Genomic DNA, 15152 nt, shown 5'->3' with positions numbered 1-15152 from the left:
GCCGGATCGGGATGCGGACTCACAGCTGTGGTGTGGTCTCAGCTCTTGTAGGTGAGGTCCATGTCGATGGTGTTGCCGGGTCCTGCCATGAACGTGCTGATGATGTCGTTGAGGACGCCGCAGCCCTTGATGCCGGGCAGGGTGTAGGTGCCCTTGAGCTTGCCGCCCTTGTACGGCTGGAAGCGGCCCTCACTGGCGAGGTCGATCTTGGCGGGCGAGGAGGTCTTGCAGTCGGCGCCGCCGCCGATGGGAAGGCCGAAGGCGTTGACGCTGGAGAGCTTGACGAACATCTCGGACTTCGACTTCAGGGCGCCGGCGGTGTCAAGGGTGCCGGTGGTCTTGCCGGTCTGCTCGAAGGCGATGTCCGCGGTGGTGGGCAGGAAGCCCATGATGGTGAACTTGCCCTTGGTCGCATCGAGCGTCAGGTCGGCGTCGAAGGTGCCCTTGTTCAGGTCGTAGCGGGTGTCGATGCCGCCCGTGAGCGGGGCGTTGCCGTTGGCCGCCTTGATGAACGAGTTGCCCTTGATGCCGAAGTTGAGCTTCACCGGGTCATCGCCGGGCGGGTCGGTGGGCGGGTCCGTCGGCGGGTCCGTGGGCGGGTCGGTCGGGGGATCGGTGGGCGGATCGGTCGGCGGGTCCGTGGGATCCGTGCTGCCGCCGGTGATGGTCATGGTGTGCAGCGCGGTGGACTGGCCCGCGTCCAGGGTGCAGTCCGCGGGGAACTCGTCGCCGTTCGGGGGAAGTTGGACGGGGGCGCCCGAAGCGTCGCGGGCGATCATGTTGTGCAGCTTGAGGCCGGTCACGTCGAACTTGGCGGTCCCCTCCTTCTCCCAGGTCAGGAGACCGCCGGGCGACTTGCCGTTGGCGGTGAGGGTGAACCCCGCGGCCGGGTTGGGGATGTTGCCCTTGGCGACGGTGTTGACGACCTTGATGGGGAGGTTGCCGGTGCCGCCGGGCAGCGTCACGTTGACGTCGGCGGTGGCCTTGCCCTCCAGCGTGACCGCGCCCATGACGCCCAGTCCTTGTGCGGCGCGGGCGCTGACCTTGGTGACGGCCTTGATGTCGTACTCGGGCACCGACTCGCCCACCTGCATGGTGGAGGGCATGTCGGCGGAGATCTCGACTTCGATCGGGTCGTTGTTGATGATCGGGAACTTGCAGGTGTACTTCTGCGTGAGCTTGACCGGGTCGGCGGAGGCGGAACCGCCGCTGAGGGTGACCAGGCCGGTGACGAGGCCGGCGGCCGCCACCGCGCTCAGGGCGCTGCGTGCCCTGGCGTGTCTCTTGTGCACTCCCATGAGCTACCTCTCGGGCTACGTGAATGGGCACAAACGAAGGTCGGGTGCGCCATCTCTGCGATTCGGGACTCGCCGGCCCAGCTGTCCGGGGAAATCGGGAGATGCGAAATGCGCCGCTTCGAGGAAATCTGCCGACTGAATTGCCGCAGACGCTACGGCGGTGTTTCGAATACGCAAACTACTGATGAGTAGTTGGGCGGTCAAGGCTTGCTCCTGCCTTCTGGCGCAGGGAAGTTGACGGCCCGGAAGTTTTGTGGCCACGGTGAGTACGGCACGGTGCACGGATGACAAATTGTGGGGCCCTCTTCGCCGCACGTCGCCGAACTGTGCCGATCGGGTTGACGGGCCCCTTACCTGCCAGTAGTCATTTCTGGATTGTGCCAATTCTCAGAAGTGGGGCCGTACATGGGAGAGCGCATGGGAGACCGAGGGGAAGACGGCGGGGGAGGGCAACAGGGAAAAGTGATGGCGAGGCTGGCACGCGGCTCGGCCCTCACCGGGGTCGCCGGGTTGGTGATCGCACTGACTGCCGGGGGTGGCAGCGCATCGGCCGAGCCGGTGTCGCTCACGCAGAAGTACACCTGCAAGTTCCCGATCATCGGCAATGACGGCATCGAAGCCGCGATCACCACGGACATGCCCGCCACGATGAAAGTCGGCGAGACGGTCCCGGAGTACGACATCAAGGCCGTCACGAAGGTCAGCGCGCGCGCCGCGCAGGGCCTTGGGGTGCTCGGCGCGGTCACGCTGGAGGGCAAGGCCACCGCCGACGTGGTCGTCACCCAGCCCGGCAGTGACGGCACGCTGCCCATCAAGGTCGTCAACACGGTCGCCAAGGCCGACATCCCCGACCCCGCCGCGCCCTTCGACGTGACGGCGACGGGCAAGTCACCCGGAGGACTGCTCACCTGGGGCTCGGCAGGCAATGCCGCCTTCGACGTGAAGGGCCTGAAGCTGCACAACATGATCGCCAGGGACGCGACGGGCAAGCCCGTGCCGCTCCCGCCCAACGGCGACGAGTTCACGGCGGAGTGCACGCTCGACGCCGGTCAGAAGACGCTCCTGCACACCATGACGATCACCGGCGACGGCGGTACGGACCCCACCGATCCGCCCACAGACCCACCGACGGACCCGCCCACCGATCCTCCGACGGACCCGCCCACCGATCCCGCTGATCCCACGGACCCGACCGACCCCGGCACCACGACCGGCGGCACCGCGAACGGCGACTCCGGCACCTCGGGCGGCACCGGATCGAGCGGCGGCTCCGGATCTTCCGGCACCCAGCTGGGCACTCAGGTGACCGGAGGCTCGGGCGAACTCGCGGGGACCGGCATGTCCGGCGTCGGCCTGATGCTCGCGGCGGCAGGAGGTCTCAGCGCCGCCGGCATCGCGGCCTTCCACTACCTGCCCCGGCGCATCAGGAGGGACGAGCAGACCACCTGAGACTGCTGCCGTACGGCACTCTTGGGCACCCTGCGATCCAGGAGGCTCCCGGCGTACGGCAGCGCACAGAGCGGGCCCGGAGCAGCGACGGCGCTCCGGGCCCGCGATCATGCCGTACGAGGGAGGGCGCACGGTGGAAGGTCCCGTACGGGTCACGGCTGTGCGGTGGAGCGGGTCCTGCGGCGTCGCACCACCACCCCGACCACCAGGAAGAGCACCACCAGAGCCAGCGTCACGAGGACGCCCCAGTTCACCGTGCGGTAGGCGGTGCTGCCGCTTTCCACCAGCTCACCGCCCTCGTCGCTGGCGGTCAGCTCGACGTTGCCCCAGTCCAGCGGAGGCGGCGCGGCCCACTTCTGGGTGATCCGCACCCGCTGGCCCGGCATCAGCTCCGCCGGCAGCTTGTTGCCCGCGCTGTCGAAGGACGTCCGGCCGAACAGTCCCTTCGCCTTGAGGTCGACCCTCGGCTCGAGCTGCACATTGCCGCTGTTGACGAGCGTGTACGTGACGGTGGCGTCCTTGCCGAGGCCAGGCACCAGCGGAACCTCGTAGTCGAAGCGGACGTCCTGGACCGTCAGGCCGGGCGACCGCTCGCCGTTGACCTGCAGGTAGATGCGGGCGCCGACCGCCTGCCGGATGCCGACGCCGGTGCCCTTGGCGCGGGCGACGCGCTTGTCCAGGGCGACGACGGCTCCGGGATGGTCGCCGGGCGACGCGGAACGGGGAATGGCGACGCTGAAGGGGACGGTGGTCCTGCCACCCGCCGGAACCGTGACCTCGGAGCGCTTCAGGCGCGTCCACACCCCGACGGAGCGTTGCTTCTCGGTGGGCTCGCGCACCGCGAAGCCGCCGTCGCGCGGGGTGTTGTACGCGTCGGCGGCGTAGAGCAGGAAGGTCACCGGTTCCTTGGCGAGATTGGACACGGTGACCTTGTCGCGCACGGTGCGCCCCGGGTCCGCCTTCATCCGGAAGTACGCCCGGTGGGCCTGGTCCTTGCCCCCCTTCTTGCCGGCCTCGCCGTTCGTGCCTTCCTTGCCTTCCCGGCCCTCTTTGTCGGTCTTGTCGGCGGGGTAGACGGACCAGCGGCCGTTGTCGGCGGCGAACGCGTCCGGCGGCGGGCTCGCGGTGAGCAGGCCCAGCGCCAGGGCCAGGGCGGCGATGAGCACGGCGGCGTATCTGCGATGCATGAGCTGCGTACGAACGAGGTGCATGCGGCCCCCAGAGCGATGAGATGCGAAAAGTTGAGCGGGCGGTGGAACGCCGAAGAGGTGGACCGGCCGTCGCACGACGGCCGGTCCACCAGGCGGAGCGCTGGATCAGGTCAGCGTCAGCGTGAGCACGGCCGCGTAGTCACCGGCGGCCGCGGTCGCCGGAACGTCGAGCGCGAGGCCCGCGCCAACCGTGAACTCGCCGCCGGTCTGCGCCGCGTCGGGCGCGCTCGCGAGCGTGGCGCCCGTCCCGCCGACCGTGCCCTGAGTGCCCGGCACACAGGTGCTTGCCGATCCGGCCGCCGTCTCACAGGACGGCGTCCAGCCGAGCTTGTCCGCGCCGATGGTTCCGGCGCCGCCCGTGAAGTCGGTGACCTTCCCGGTGAGCGACCAGCCGGTGGCGCCGTTACGGGCGTCCTTGACGGTCACCTTCTGCAGGTCGCCGGTCGAGCTGCCGCCCGCGCCCTCCTGGACCGGGGACAGCGCGACGGTGTCGCCCGCCTGGGCCATGGTGAGCTGACCGCCGCCCTGCTTGGGGGTCACCTTGGTGTTCACGTTCTGCTTGCCCGTCGAGGGGTCCGTGCCCGGGTCCGGGTCAGGTCCGGGATCCGGGTCAGGGCCTGGGTCCGGGTCAGGGCCGGGGTCGGTGCTGCCGCCCTTGATCTCCATCGTGTGCAGGAGCGTCGGCTGCCCCGCGTCGAGCGTGCAGGCCGTCTCGAACTCATCGCCGAACGGCGGGAGTTGGACGGCATTGCCCGCCGCGTCGCGGGCGATCATGTTGTGCAGCTTGAGACCCGTGACGTCGAACTTGGCGGTACCGGGGTCGGCCCAGGTCAGCAGGGAGCCGGGCGACTTACCGGTGGCGTCGACGGTGAATGCCGCCGCGGGGTTGGGGATGTTGGTCTTGGCGACGGTGTTGACGACCTTGATGGGGAGGTTGCCGGTGCCGCCGGGCAGGGCCACGTTGACGTCGGCGGTGGCCTTGCCCTCCAGGGTCACCGCGCCCATGACGCCCAGGCCTTGCGCGGCGCGGGCGCTGACCTTGGTGACGGCCTTGATGTCGTACTCGGGGACTGTCTCGCCGACATTCATGGTGGTGGGCATGTCGGCGGTGATCTCAACTTCGATCGGATCGTTGTTGATGATCGGGAACTTACAGGTGTACTTCTGATTCAGCTTCAGCGGAACGGCTGAGGCGGTACCTCCGGTGACGGTGATCAGGCCGGTGACCAGCCCTGCGGTCGCGACCGCTGCCAGGGCGCCGCGCACCCCGGCTCTTTTTCGATGAGCTCTCATGAGCTGCCTCTCGTACTGCGTGAACGAGCAGAACGGATGAAGGAAGAATGGCCGTACATGTCGTTATCTTCGCCAGATACGGTCCTGTTTCGGATCGGTAAACTACTGACGGGTAGTTGGGCGGTCAAGGTGTCAATTACCAGGAGAATGGGGCTGCTTGTTTTTGACGGTTCCTTCATCCTTGGATGAGCAGTGAGCAATCCGAAGTCGTACGCCGATGCCAACTTCCCTGCGTGAGCCTGAATGAGCCCGGGTGACAACTCATCCCCTCTCTTTACTCACCCCGCAACAGATGTTGCGCACGCGGCGAAATGGCTCTTGACCAGCTTCTCGACGCGCGACTAGCTTCCGCTTTCGGCTCGATTGTCAATTCAACGTAATGGCCCGTGCCCGCACCTGTGCCCGCACTTGTGCTGGTGTCCGTGTCGCCGAGCGGTCGGAGTTCTGATGCTCTCTTGTGAGGCAATCCCGGACACGGTTCCGGGGCAGCCGGCCCCCGCCGTCACCGACGCGCACGAACACCGGAGCGCCGGGTTCATCGACACCCGCAATGCCCAACCGGCCCTGGGCATTGCGGGGTACGCCCCCACCGGCCTGCGCACCCGCGCCGGAACACGGCCGTTGCGCGGCGGCGATGCCCGATGAGCCGTTTCCTCTTCGTGGTGCCGCCGCTCGCCGACCACATCGACCCGGCATCGGCGGTCGCCGCCGAACTCGCCCTTCGGGGGCACGAGGTGGCCTGGGCCGGCCGACCCGCCGCCCTGACAGGCAGGGTGGCCGCCGGTGACCCCGTCTTCCCCTGCGCGGGCACGCCCGGTCCCGACCGACCCCGCGACCTGCGCGGCGAGGCTGCCCTGAAGCTCCTGTGGGAGGACTTCTTCGCCCCGCTCGCGTACGCCATGGCGCCCGGAGTAACCGCCGCCGTCCTGGAGTTCGGGCCCGACCTGCTCGTCGTCGACCAGCAGACCATCGCGGGCGCCCTGGTCGCCGAACGACTCGGCGTCCCCTACGTCACCTCCTCGACCTCCCCCGCCGAACTGTCGCGCGGCCCCGGCGCCACCCCGCCCTTCGATCAGTGGCTCACCGACCTCCTCGACGGCCTCCGGCTGCGCCTGGGCGATCCCTCGGCCCGCTACGACCCGCGGTTCTCACCCACGCTCACGCTCGTCTTCTCCACCAGCGAACTCACCGGCCCGCACGCGCCGAACCGCGGCCCGGTGCGCTGCGTCGGCCCCGCTCTCGGCCAGATGCCCGACCCGCACCCCGCTGGTGCCGACTTCCCCTGGGGGTGGATCGAGGGCAACGACGACCGGGCGCTGGTCCTGGTCTGCCTCGACACCGCCGACACCACGGTGGGCGCCCACTTCCTCGCCCAGTGCGTCGACGGCATACGCGCCAGATCACGCACCCTGCGGGCCGTGGTCGTCGACCCCGACGGGGTCCTGGGCCCACCGCGCGACGACGGCAATCTCCTGATCTGCCCCTCGGTACCCCAACGCGCCCTGCTGGCCCGCACGGACGCCCTCGTCTGTCACGCAGGGCACCGCACCGTCACCGAGGCGCTGTGGCACGGCGTCCCCCTGGTGGTGGCGCCGGTCCGCTACGACCAGCCCGTCATCGCCGCCCAGGTCACCGCCGTGGGCGCGGGCGTGCGGGTGCGATATGGCCGGACCGACGCCAAGGCCGTGGGATCCGCCCTGGACGCCGTGCTCGGTCAACCCCACTACACCGCCGCCGCTCGCCGCGTCAGCCGCTCCTTCCGCGAGGCGGGCGGGGCCTCCACCGCGGCGGCACATCTCGAAGAACTCGCCATCGCGGAACAAGAGAACCCACGGCAGGGACTGCAGATCTAGCCGAGCGCACCCCCGGGACCAACCCGTGCAACCGGCCGCCAGAACGACCCCATTCCACCAGCCACCAGCCACCAGCCGCCACCACACGCCACCGGCTCCAGAGGAACTGACATGCCGACACGGATATCCCGCCGGGCAGGACGGCTCGCCGCCGTCCTCGCCCTGATCCTCGCGGCCTGCACGCTCTTTCCAGGCGCGGCGGGCAGCCGGCCCCGCCACGCTCCCGCGAGCGAGGCCGCGCCGCTGCCGCCCGACGACTTCTACGTACCGCCCGCTTCCCTGCCCGAGGGCAAGCCCGGCGACGTCATCCGCTCCCGCAAGGTCGAGCCCGGCACCCCGACGCCGCGCGCCCTGGCCGACACCTGGCAGGTGATGTACCGCTCCACCGACGCGCTCGGCAAGCCGCACGCGGTGACCGCCACCGTCATGGTGCCCAAGGGCGGCACGCCCGCCTCGCGGCCCATCGTCGGCTGGGGGCCCGGCACCCAGGGGCCCGCCTTCCGCTGCACCCCGTCCCGGATGATCGCCAAGGGCGCCCTGTACGAGCAGTGGGTCATCAACGCCATGCTCAAGGCGGGTTACGCGGTCGCCGTCCCCGACTACGAGGGCTACCGGCCCGGACCGAAGACGACCTACATGGTCGGCAAGTCCCTGGGCCCCGCCCTCATCGACGCGGTCCGCGCAGCCCAGCGACTGCCCGCGAGCGGACTCTCCGCCGACGCGTCGGTCGCCTTCCGCGGCTACTCCCAGGGCGGCGGCGCCGCCCTGTGGGCGGGCGAGTTCCAGCCCGACTACGCGCCCGAGCTCAAGCTCAAGGGCATCGTCGCGGGCGGCGTCCCCGCCAGCCTGATGGAGGTGGCCCTGCCCCTCAACGGCCGCCCCGGCTCCGGGTTCCTCTTCTACGCCCTGATCGGCCTCAATAACGCCTATCCCGAGCTCAAGTTCACCGACGTGCTCAACGACGCGGGCCGCGCCATGATCGCCGACCTCGAAACGGGCGGCTGCGCCCTGGAGATGATCAACAAGTACGGCAACAAGCCGCTGTCCGCGTACGTCACCCGCAGCCCGCTCGTCGACGCGCCCTGGGTCGCCCGCTACACGGAGAACACCCTCGGCAGTAGCCCGAAGATCAAGGTGCCGGTGCTCCAGTACCACGCGACCCAGGACGCCCTCGTCGAACCGAACCAGGCCGACGCCCTGCACCAGCAGTACTGCGCGCAGGGCGTGCCGCTGACCTGGAAGACGTACGACACCACGGGCCATCCGCCCGTGGCCGACCACCTCTGGCCGATCCAGGCGGCGAACGCCGAGGCCATGACGTATCTCGCCGACCGCTTCGCGAACCGGCCCGCCACCCCCAACTGCTGAACGCCGCAACGTCGAGAGGTGAGTCATGGCAACGAGCAACAGGCACCGCAAAAAAGGCAGCGGCCGCATGCGCCGGGGCATGGCCGGCACCGTCGTCGCGGCTGTTGCCGTGGCCGGACTCACCGCGTCGGGCGCGCCGGGCGGCGCACCGGCCACGCCCCGCCGCGGCGCTGCCCCGGACGGCGCCACCGGCGAAAACGGCGGGTGGCTCCCGCCCGCGGGCCCCTCGGCCGACGCCTACCACACCGAACTTCCGCCCCTGCGCGGCAGCAAAGGCACACCGGGCGGCGCAGGCGAGAACGAGACGCCCGAGGTGCGCACCCAGTCCGGCATCCCGGCCACGGTCCTCACCGCCTATCGCCGCGCCGAGGACGCTCTCGCAGACACCGACCCCGGCTGCCGCCTGCCCTGGCAACTGCTCGCGGCCATCGGCAAGGTGGAGTCCGGGCAGGCTCGCGGCGGGCGGGTCGACGCGGACGGCACGACACTCACCCCGATCCTCGGCCCCGTCCTCAACGGCAGCGGATTCGCCCGGATCTCCGACACGGACGGCGGCAGGTACGACGGCGACAGCACCTACGACCGTGCGGTGGGCCCGATGCAGTTCATCCCCTCCACCTGGGCCCGCTGGGGCGCCGACGGCAACGACGACGGCCGCGCCGACCCCAACAACATCCACGACGCGGCGCTCGCCGCCGGCCGCTACCTGTGCGCCGGCGACCGCGATCTCACCCTCCAGGCGGACCTGCACCGAGCGATCCTCAGCTACAACCACTCATCCGCCTACCTGCGCACGGTTCTGTCCTGGCTGGAGTTCTACCGCCGTGGCACCCACGAGATCCCCGACGGCCGGGGCCCACTGCCGACCAGCCCCGGCCCGGGCGGCAAGACCCCCGCCACCCGGCCGGCCGGCGGAGGCGGCTTGGTCATCGGCCCCCAGCCCACAAATCCAAGGAACCCCCGCCCCGGCGACTCCGCCTCACCGGGCCCCACCCGCCCCGGCCCACGCCCCACCGCCCCGGGCCCACGCCCCAGACCAACCACTCCCACCCCCACAAACCCGGGCCCCACCACCCCGGAGTGCCCCTCCCCGACCCCCTCCGAAGACCCGACCCCGACGCGCGAACCGTCCCCCTCCACCACCCCGACGCCCTCGAACCCCTCTACGCCTTCGCCGTCCCCCTCACCGACAGCATCGCCCTCGCCGACCGACTCAAGGCCCCCGGACGCCTGCACCCTGTAGTTCCTGCGTCGAAAGCGGCCGGAGGCACGGAACCTGCGGGCTGCTCAATCCGTCGGTTCGGACGCCACGATGTCGAGGAGTCCGGGGAATCGCTGCTCGATGTCGGCACGGCGCAGGCTGGCCATGCGGCTGTTGCCCCGCGAGACCTGCTGGATCAACCCGGCTTCGCGCAGGGCGCGGAAGTGATGTGTGAGGGTCGCTTTGGAGACCGGTAGTTCGAAGGAGCTGCAGGTGCGTGCCGTGCCGTCCGGTGCGGACGCCAACTCGCGCACCACACGGCGGCGCAACGGGTCCGCCAGTGCGGCGAGCACCGGGCCGAGCTTCATCTCCTCGATGGCCGGGTGGCCCTCGTCGTCGGGCATGCGGACACCTCGCTCCTCTAGGTACGGCTTGCATCGTACCTCTCGACTCGCTAGCGTCTGGCGGGCCCGGGAGGTATGAGATTCACCTTACCTCCCGGCCTGCCGAGGTATCTGCTGCGCCAGACGCCTCCGAGACATCTACCGAGGAGAGACCTTTGATGGACCAGCCGTTCACCCTTGTCGGCATCGCCCGCCCCAAGCCCGAACGCGCCGCCGAGCTGAAAGAGCGCCTGCTCTCGTTCGTCGAGCCGACGCGACAGGAGCCCGGCTGCCTCGAGTACCACTTCCACGAGGATCGCGACGAGCCCGGCGTCTTCGTCTTCTACGAGGCCTGGCGCTCGCAGGGCGACCTCGACGCACACCTGGCCCTCCCGCACATGCGGGCCTTCTGGGAGAAGCGCATGGACTACTTGGCGTCCGACCTCGAGATCCGGTTTCTCACCATGCACAGCCCCTACCGGTCCGCTGAGGTCGGAGTCGGGACGGTCCAGAAGGCATAAGTCGAGGAGCACGGGCGCACTCGGCGTCAGGACGGCGCCTGCGATCACGACTGTTCGGTGAGGAAGGCGATCACGGTGTCCAGGAACTGTTCCTGGCCCTCGATGTTGGCCAGGTGCACGGTGGGCAGGACGGTGAGCCGGGCGCCGGGGATGATCGAGGCGAGTTCCTTGCCGTGGTCGGCGGAGGTGACGGTGTCGTGCTCACCCGCGATGACCAGTGTCGGGTTGGGGATGAGCGCGGCGGTGCGGCGCAGGTCGTAGTCGCGCACCGCGGCCCAGCTCCCGGCCACGCCCTCGCGCCGCGTCGCGAGCAGGGTGCGGCGGAAGCCCTCGACGACCTCGTTGTCGCCGTGCAGCATGTGCGCCGGGAACCAGTTGTGCAGGAACCCTTCCGCGGTGGCCTGCATGTCGGGGGCCTGGAGCAGTTGGGCGATGGGCTCGTCCCACTGACTGGGCGGGCCGAGGTGGGCGGCGGTGTTGGAGAGCACCAGGCGCTCCACGCGCTGGGGAACGTGGATCCCCAGCCACTGCGCGACGATGCCGCCCAGAGACAGGCCCAGCACGTGCACCCGCTGCAGGCCCAGGGCATCGAGCAGTTCCACCACGTCGCGCCCCAGCCGGTCCAGGGAGTACGGACCGTCGGGGACTCCGGAGGTGCCGTGACCGCGCGCGTCGTAGCGCAGCAGCCGGAAGTGCTCGCTGAGTGCCGCCACCTGCCCGTCCCACATGTGCAGGTCGGTGCCGATGGAGTTGGAGAGCAGCAGCACCGGCTTGTCCTCGGCGCCGTCGAAGCGGTAGGCGATGCGGACACCGTCGCCGGTGGTGATGGCAGTACCCACGAGAGTCATGTCAGCTCCAGTAATCAGGGATCAGGGATCCGGTGTCAGTGGCTATGTGCTGAGCCTATGAACGCCTGTTGCAGAGTTCCATTACAAAGATCGGACGGACCTTGTAGGTTGTCTGGACAATGACGGACTTCACGCTCCACGAGCTGCAGTGCTTCAACGCCGTAGTGCTCGACGGCGGCTTCCAGGCCGCCGCCGAGCGGCTGCACCGCTCGCACCCTTCGGTGTTCGCGGCAGTGGCCAAGTTGGAGCGCCGGCTGGGCCTGGCCCTGCTGGATCGCTCGGGCTACCGGGTGCAGCTCACCGATGCGGGGCACGCCTTCCACCGCAAGGTGCGCTACTTGCTGCACGAGGCCGAGGAACTGCGGACCTACGCCGCGCAACTCGCGATGGGGGAGGAGGCCGAACTGCGCGTGGTGCTGGGGGATTTGTGCCCACCGCCGCCGGTGCTGGGGATGCTCAGCACTTTCTTCGCGCAATGCCCGCAAACACGACTGCACCTGCAGTACGAGACGGTCACCGGCCCCTGGGAGCGGCTGCTGGAGGACGAAGCCGACCTCATCGTGCACCGCGTTCCCAAGAGCGATGTGCGGATGGAGTGGATCGACCTCGGCCGCGTCGCGCTGGTTCCCGTCGTGGCACCCGGCTTCCTGCCCTTCCCCCCGGACAGTGACATCACGCCGCAGCGCATGCAGGCCTTCACCCAGTGCGTGGTGCGGGATTCTGCGCGGCAACCGCTCGACCAGGGCCATTTCCTGGTCGACGGCGCACCCCAGAGCTCCGTGCCCGATCACCGCATGAAGAAGGAGCTGATTTTGCACGGCATGGCGTGGGGCCACGTGCCGCTGTTCATGATCGAGCAGGAGTTGCGCGACGGACGGCTGCTTTCCATCGCCGGACAACACTTCCCCGGTGTGGTCGAGGACCTCTCGGCAGCGCGCCGCCGCGACCGGCCGCACGGGCCGGTCGCCGACCGGCTGTGGGACTTCCTGGCCCACCATGCGCCGGTCCTGCAGCCGGAGCTGGGCCGCATACCCGCGCCGCAGAAGGAACCGGATTCCGACGGGTGACTTCGCTGGCGGCTCACCAGGGGGCTCCTGCGCCGTGACGTCCGGATCAGCGCAGGAGGAGAACGACGGCCAGGGCGAGCAGGAGTGAGTCGATGCGGTCGAGCAGGCCGCCGGAGCCGGCCAGCCAGTGCGCGGAGTCCTTCGCCTGCGCTCCTCGCTTGACCATGGATTCGATGAGGTCCCCCGCCGGGGCGCCGACCGCCACCGCGACCGCCATCGGCAGGCTCAACGCGGACAGCGCGGCAAGGACACCGAGGGCGGCAGTCGCACCAGCGAGAGTTCCGCTCCACCGCTTGGCCGGGGAGAGCGGCGACAGCCGTGGCCCGCCCAGCCGTTGACCGGCGAAGTACGCCACGATGTCGCCCACCGAGACTGCGATGAACAGGACGAGCGCGCTCACGCCGAGCGGCGCCAGGCCGGCCAGCACACCCAGCCAGACCAGCCCGAGCAGGCCGGCCCCGAGCCTGCGCAGCCCGTGGGCGGAGTCACCGGCCAGCAGCGGGACCGCGGCGAGGGCCAGCGCGCCGACCGCCACCGCCCGCACCTCGTGTCCGGGGGCCAGCCAAGAGGTCAGCACCACCCCGGAGACAGCTGCGGCCAGTACCGCTCTGTCCGGACGGGGCAGACCCATCAAAGCGCCGAACTCCAGCGTCGCGACCACCCCGACCACGAGCGCGAGAGCCGTCACTCCCGGGTCGCCCCACCAGAACGCTCCGACGACCAGGGGCACTCCGACCGCCCAGCAGCACCAACGGACCAGCAGCTCGCGGCGCCCGGAAAGTGCCGCGCCGATCCCCCCAAGTGCCAGGGCCCCGCCGAGGAAGGGCGCGAGGGAGGCGACGCCGGTCACCGGGCGTGGCCGGCGGTGACGTCAGCCGGAGGCCTGGGGGAGTGCCGCGTGAGCGAGCCGGGACGCAGCGTTTCCAGCGCGGCTGCGTACGCCGCAACGATGCGCGCGTTCTCCGTCGCGTCCCTGACCGCGACGCGTACGGTGCGCCCTTCGTACTGGGGTGAGAGGGGTGACAGGTCGCGCAGATAGACGTCGTGCCGGCGGCACTCGCGCACCAGGCGGGCAGCGCTCGGTCCGTCGTGCGGCAGGGTGATGTTGAGGAAGTTCGCCACGCCCTCTTCGACCGTGGCGGTCTCGGCCACCGCGGCGAGGTCGGCGGCCAGTTGTCGGCGCAGGGTGTGGGTGCGGAGCCAGCAGGAGCGGTAGTGCCCGGGGTCGCGCAGGGCGGCCACGGCGGCGAGTTGTGCGGGAAGGCTCACCGCCCAGGGCGGCGTCCACCGGCGCAGCAGGGCCGCGGTGGCGGGTTCGGCCACCAGGAAGGCGGCACGCATCCCCGACAGCGCGTACATCTTGGACAGGGAGGTGCAGACCACGACCCGGGGGTCCACCGCGGCCAGGGGGGCGAGCGACTCCGCCAGGTCCACGTAGCCGAGGTAGGCCTCGTCGATCCACCAACGGGTCGCGGCCGGGGCGGCCGCGATCAGGGTGCGCAGTTCGGCGGCGGATGCGTGGCGTCCGGTCGGGTTGTTCGGGTTGACCACGACCACCAGGTCATAGCGACCCGCTCCGACGACGGAGGCCAGGCGGGCGAAGTCGATGTGCCACGTGTCCTTCCGGTACAGCCGGAAGCGGTCCACGTGGCACCCGATCACGCGCTCGGTGACATGGGCGTATTCGCCGTACCCCGGGTCCAGCAGCAGCACCCTGCTCTCCGGAGTCAGCCACCGGCCGAACGCCCGGAAGATCAGGTCTGACGACCCGGCCCCGGCCACCAGCGTCTCCAGCGGTAGCCCCCGGGCCTTCGCGAGTTCCGACAGCAGGCCATCGGCGCCGGTGGGAGGCGAGGTTCTGGCGGACCAGGCCGGGTCTTCCGTGAGCGCCGCACGTGCCCCGGGAGCAGGCGAGAACCAGGCGTCCAACACGTCGGCAGCGACGACCTCATGGCGCCGGTGCAAGGTGCGAAAGTCGGTTCCGATCGCGGTGAAGGATGCGCCGCCGTGCTCGCAGCCGTCCGGTCCGGGCGCCCAATCCATGTCCAACTGCCAGTCCACCATGGAACCGAGCCGCTCCAGGACGGTGCCATACCGGGCGGTGGCCACCCGCGTCAGCTCGGTCACCTCGCCCGTCAGCACTTCGAAGGTCGCCGCACCGCTGCGGACGGTGTGTCCGACGGGCCGCAGGCCGACCGCCAGGTACATGGCGAGCAGTTCGGTGCGGCCCATCGCCACCACCGTGCGGCCTCCCCGGGAGGCGATCCAGCGCAGGGCCGCATACATCAGAAGCGGTGCCACCACGGTGCTGCGCCAGCGCGGCTCCACGGTGAGGATGCGTATCTCGAAGAGTCCCCCCTCGGACAACAGCGGCAGTTCGTCGCGGGTGAGGTACTTGTCGAGGCCGTAGCGGCCCAGCCACGGTGGGGTCAGGCTGACGAAGCCGATGCGGACCGGCCCCCGGGCCGCGACGAGGTAGACGTTGTCACCGTCCAGTGCGTCGTACAACCGGTGGTCCGGTCGTGACGTGTGCTGACCGAGCTCCTGGGCGTACACGCGGTGCCTCAACTCGTGGATCCAGTCCAGGTCCTCGGGAGTGGCAGCTCGTATGTGCAGGTCGCGACTCATGCATGTCTCTTTCGGCAAAGGGGGAGCCCTCT

Annotated in this window: 13 protein-coding genes; 6 read left to right on the top strand and 7 right to left on the bottom strand. The window is 70.1% G+C overall.

Annotated features, from left to right (window positions below):
- Positions 1–38: 38 nt before the first annotated feature.
- Entirely contained in the window at positions 39–1298 is a 1260-nt protein-coding gene (locus tag AB0M70_RS30720; protein ID WP_365824949.1) for a DUF6801 domain-containing protein, read from the bottom strand.
- A 465-nt stretch (positions 1299–1763) separates the two neighbouring features.
- Here AB0M70_RS30720 and AB0M70_RS30715 point away from each other — a divergent pair, with 465 nt between their 5' ends.
- On the top strand, positions 1764–2747 hold the full coding sequence (locus tag AB0M70_RS30715; RefSeq protein WP_365824947.1) for a DUF6801 domain-containing protein: 984 nt from the start codon (positions 1764–1766) through the stop codon (positions 2745–2747).
- A 152-nt stretch (positions 2748–2899) separates the two neighbouring features.
- On the opposite strand, the gene AB0M70_RS30710 is transcribed toward AB0M70_RS30715, so the two are convergent.
- Together AB0M70_RS30710 and AB0M70_RS30705 are read right to left on the bottom strand one after the other, a co-directional pair.
- Positions 2900–3958, bottom strand: a complete 1059-nt coding sequence (locus AB0M70_RS30710; protein ID WP_365824945.1) for a DUF916 domain-containing protein — start codon at positions 3956–3958, stop codon at positions 2900–2902.
- 105 nt (positions 3959–4063) lie between these two features.
- The gene (locus AB0M70_RS30705) at positions 4064–5224 is read right to left on the bottom strand and encodes a DUF6801 domain-containing protein (protein WP_365824943.1); all 1161 of its coding nucleotides are present in this window, start codon (positions 5222–5224) and stop codon (positions 4064–4066) included.
- 668 nt (positions 5225–5892) lie between these two features.
- Here AB0M70_RS30705 and AB0M70_RS30700 point away from each other — a divergent pair.
- From AB0M70_RS30700 to AB0M70_RS30690, 3 genes are all read left to right on the top strand, one after another.
- The gene (locus AB0M70_RS30700) at positions 5893–7104 is read left to right on the top strand and encodes a glycosyltransferase (RefSeq protein ID WP_365824941.1); all 1212 of its coding nucleotides are present in this window, start codon (positions 5893–5895) and stop codon (positions 7102–7104) included.
- A gap of 111 nt (positions 7105–7215) precedes the next feature.
- Entirely contained in the window at positions 7216–8472 is a 1257-nt protein-coding gene (locus tag AB0M70_RS30695; RefSeq protein ID WP_365824938.1) for a lipase family protein, read from the top strand.
- A gap of 25 nt (positions 8473–8497) precedes the next feature.
- The gene (locus AB0M70_RS30690) at positions 8498–9715 is read left to right on the top strand and encodes a lytic transglycosylase domain-containing protein (RefSeq protein ID WP_365824936.1); all 1218 of its coding nucleotides are present in this window, start codon (positions 8498–8500) and stop codon (positions 9713–9715) included.
- A gap of 44 nt (positions 9716–9759) precedes the next feature.
- On the opposite strand, the gene AB0M70_RS30685 is transcribed toward AB0M70_RS30690, so the two are convergent.
- A complete protein-coding gene (locus AB0M70_RS30685) occupies positions 9760–10077 on the bottom strand; it encodes a helix-turn-helix domain-containing protein (protein WP_365824934.1) in 318 nt (105 codons plus the stop codon).
- Between the two features lie 158 nt (positions 10078–10235).
- Here AB0M70_RS30685 and AB0M70_RS30680 point away from each other — a divergent pair, with 158 nt between their 5' ends.
- Positions 10236–10577, top strand: coding sequence for a putative quinol monooxygenase (locus AB0M70_RS30680; protein WP_365824932.1), 342 nt, complete (start codon positions 10236–10238; stop codon positions 10575–10577).
- Positions 10578–10621: 44 nt separating this feature from the next.
- On the opposite strand, the gene pcaD is transcribed toward AB0M70_RS30680, so the two are convergent.
- Complete coding sequence (pcaD, locus tag AB0M70_RS30675; protein WP_365824930.1) at positions 10622–11425, bottom strand: 3-oxoadipate enol-lactonase; 804 nt, start codon at positions 11423–11425, stop codon at positions 10622–10624.
- A 119-nt stretch (positions 11426–11544) separates the two neighbouring features.
- Here pcaD and AB0M70_RS30670 point away from each other — a divergent pair, with 119 nt between their 5' ends.
- Positions 11545–12492, top strand: a complete 948-nt coding sequence (locus AB0M70_RS30670; RefSeq protein WP_365824927.1) for a LysR family transcriptional regulator — start codon at positions 11545–11547, stop codon at positions 12490–12492.
- Positions 12493–12538: 46 nt separating this feature from the next.
- Here the strand turns inward: AB0M70_RS30670 and AB0M70_RS30665 are convergent, their stop codons facing one another.
- Both AB0M70_RS30665 and AB0M70_RS30660 read right to left on the bottom strand, forming a co-directional pair.
- Entirely contained in the window at positions 12539–13342 is an 804-nt protein-coding gene (locus AB0M70_RS30665) for a phosphatidate cytidylyltransferase (RefSeq protein ID WP_365824925.1), read from the bottom strand.
- Positions 13339–15120, bottom strand: a complete 1782-nt coding sequence (locus AB0M70_RS30660; RefSeq protein WP_365824923.1) for a histidinol-phosphate transaminase — start codon at positions 15118–15120, stop codon at positions 13339–13341. Before AB0M70_RS30660 ends, AB0M70_RS30665 begins: the two co-directional genes overlap by 4 nt.
- Positions 15121–15152 lie beyond the last annotated feature (32 nt).

The organism is Streptomyces sp. NPDC051214, assembly GCF_040682375.1.
GTDB lineage: Bacteria > Actinomycetota > Actinomycetes > Streptomycetales > Streptomycetaceae > Streptomyces.
Note: the sequence above shows the minus strand (reverse complement) of the source record. Positions and strands in the feature narration are given on the sequence as shown.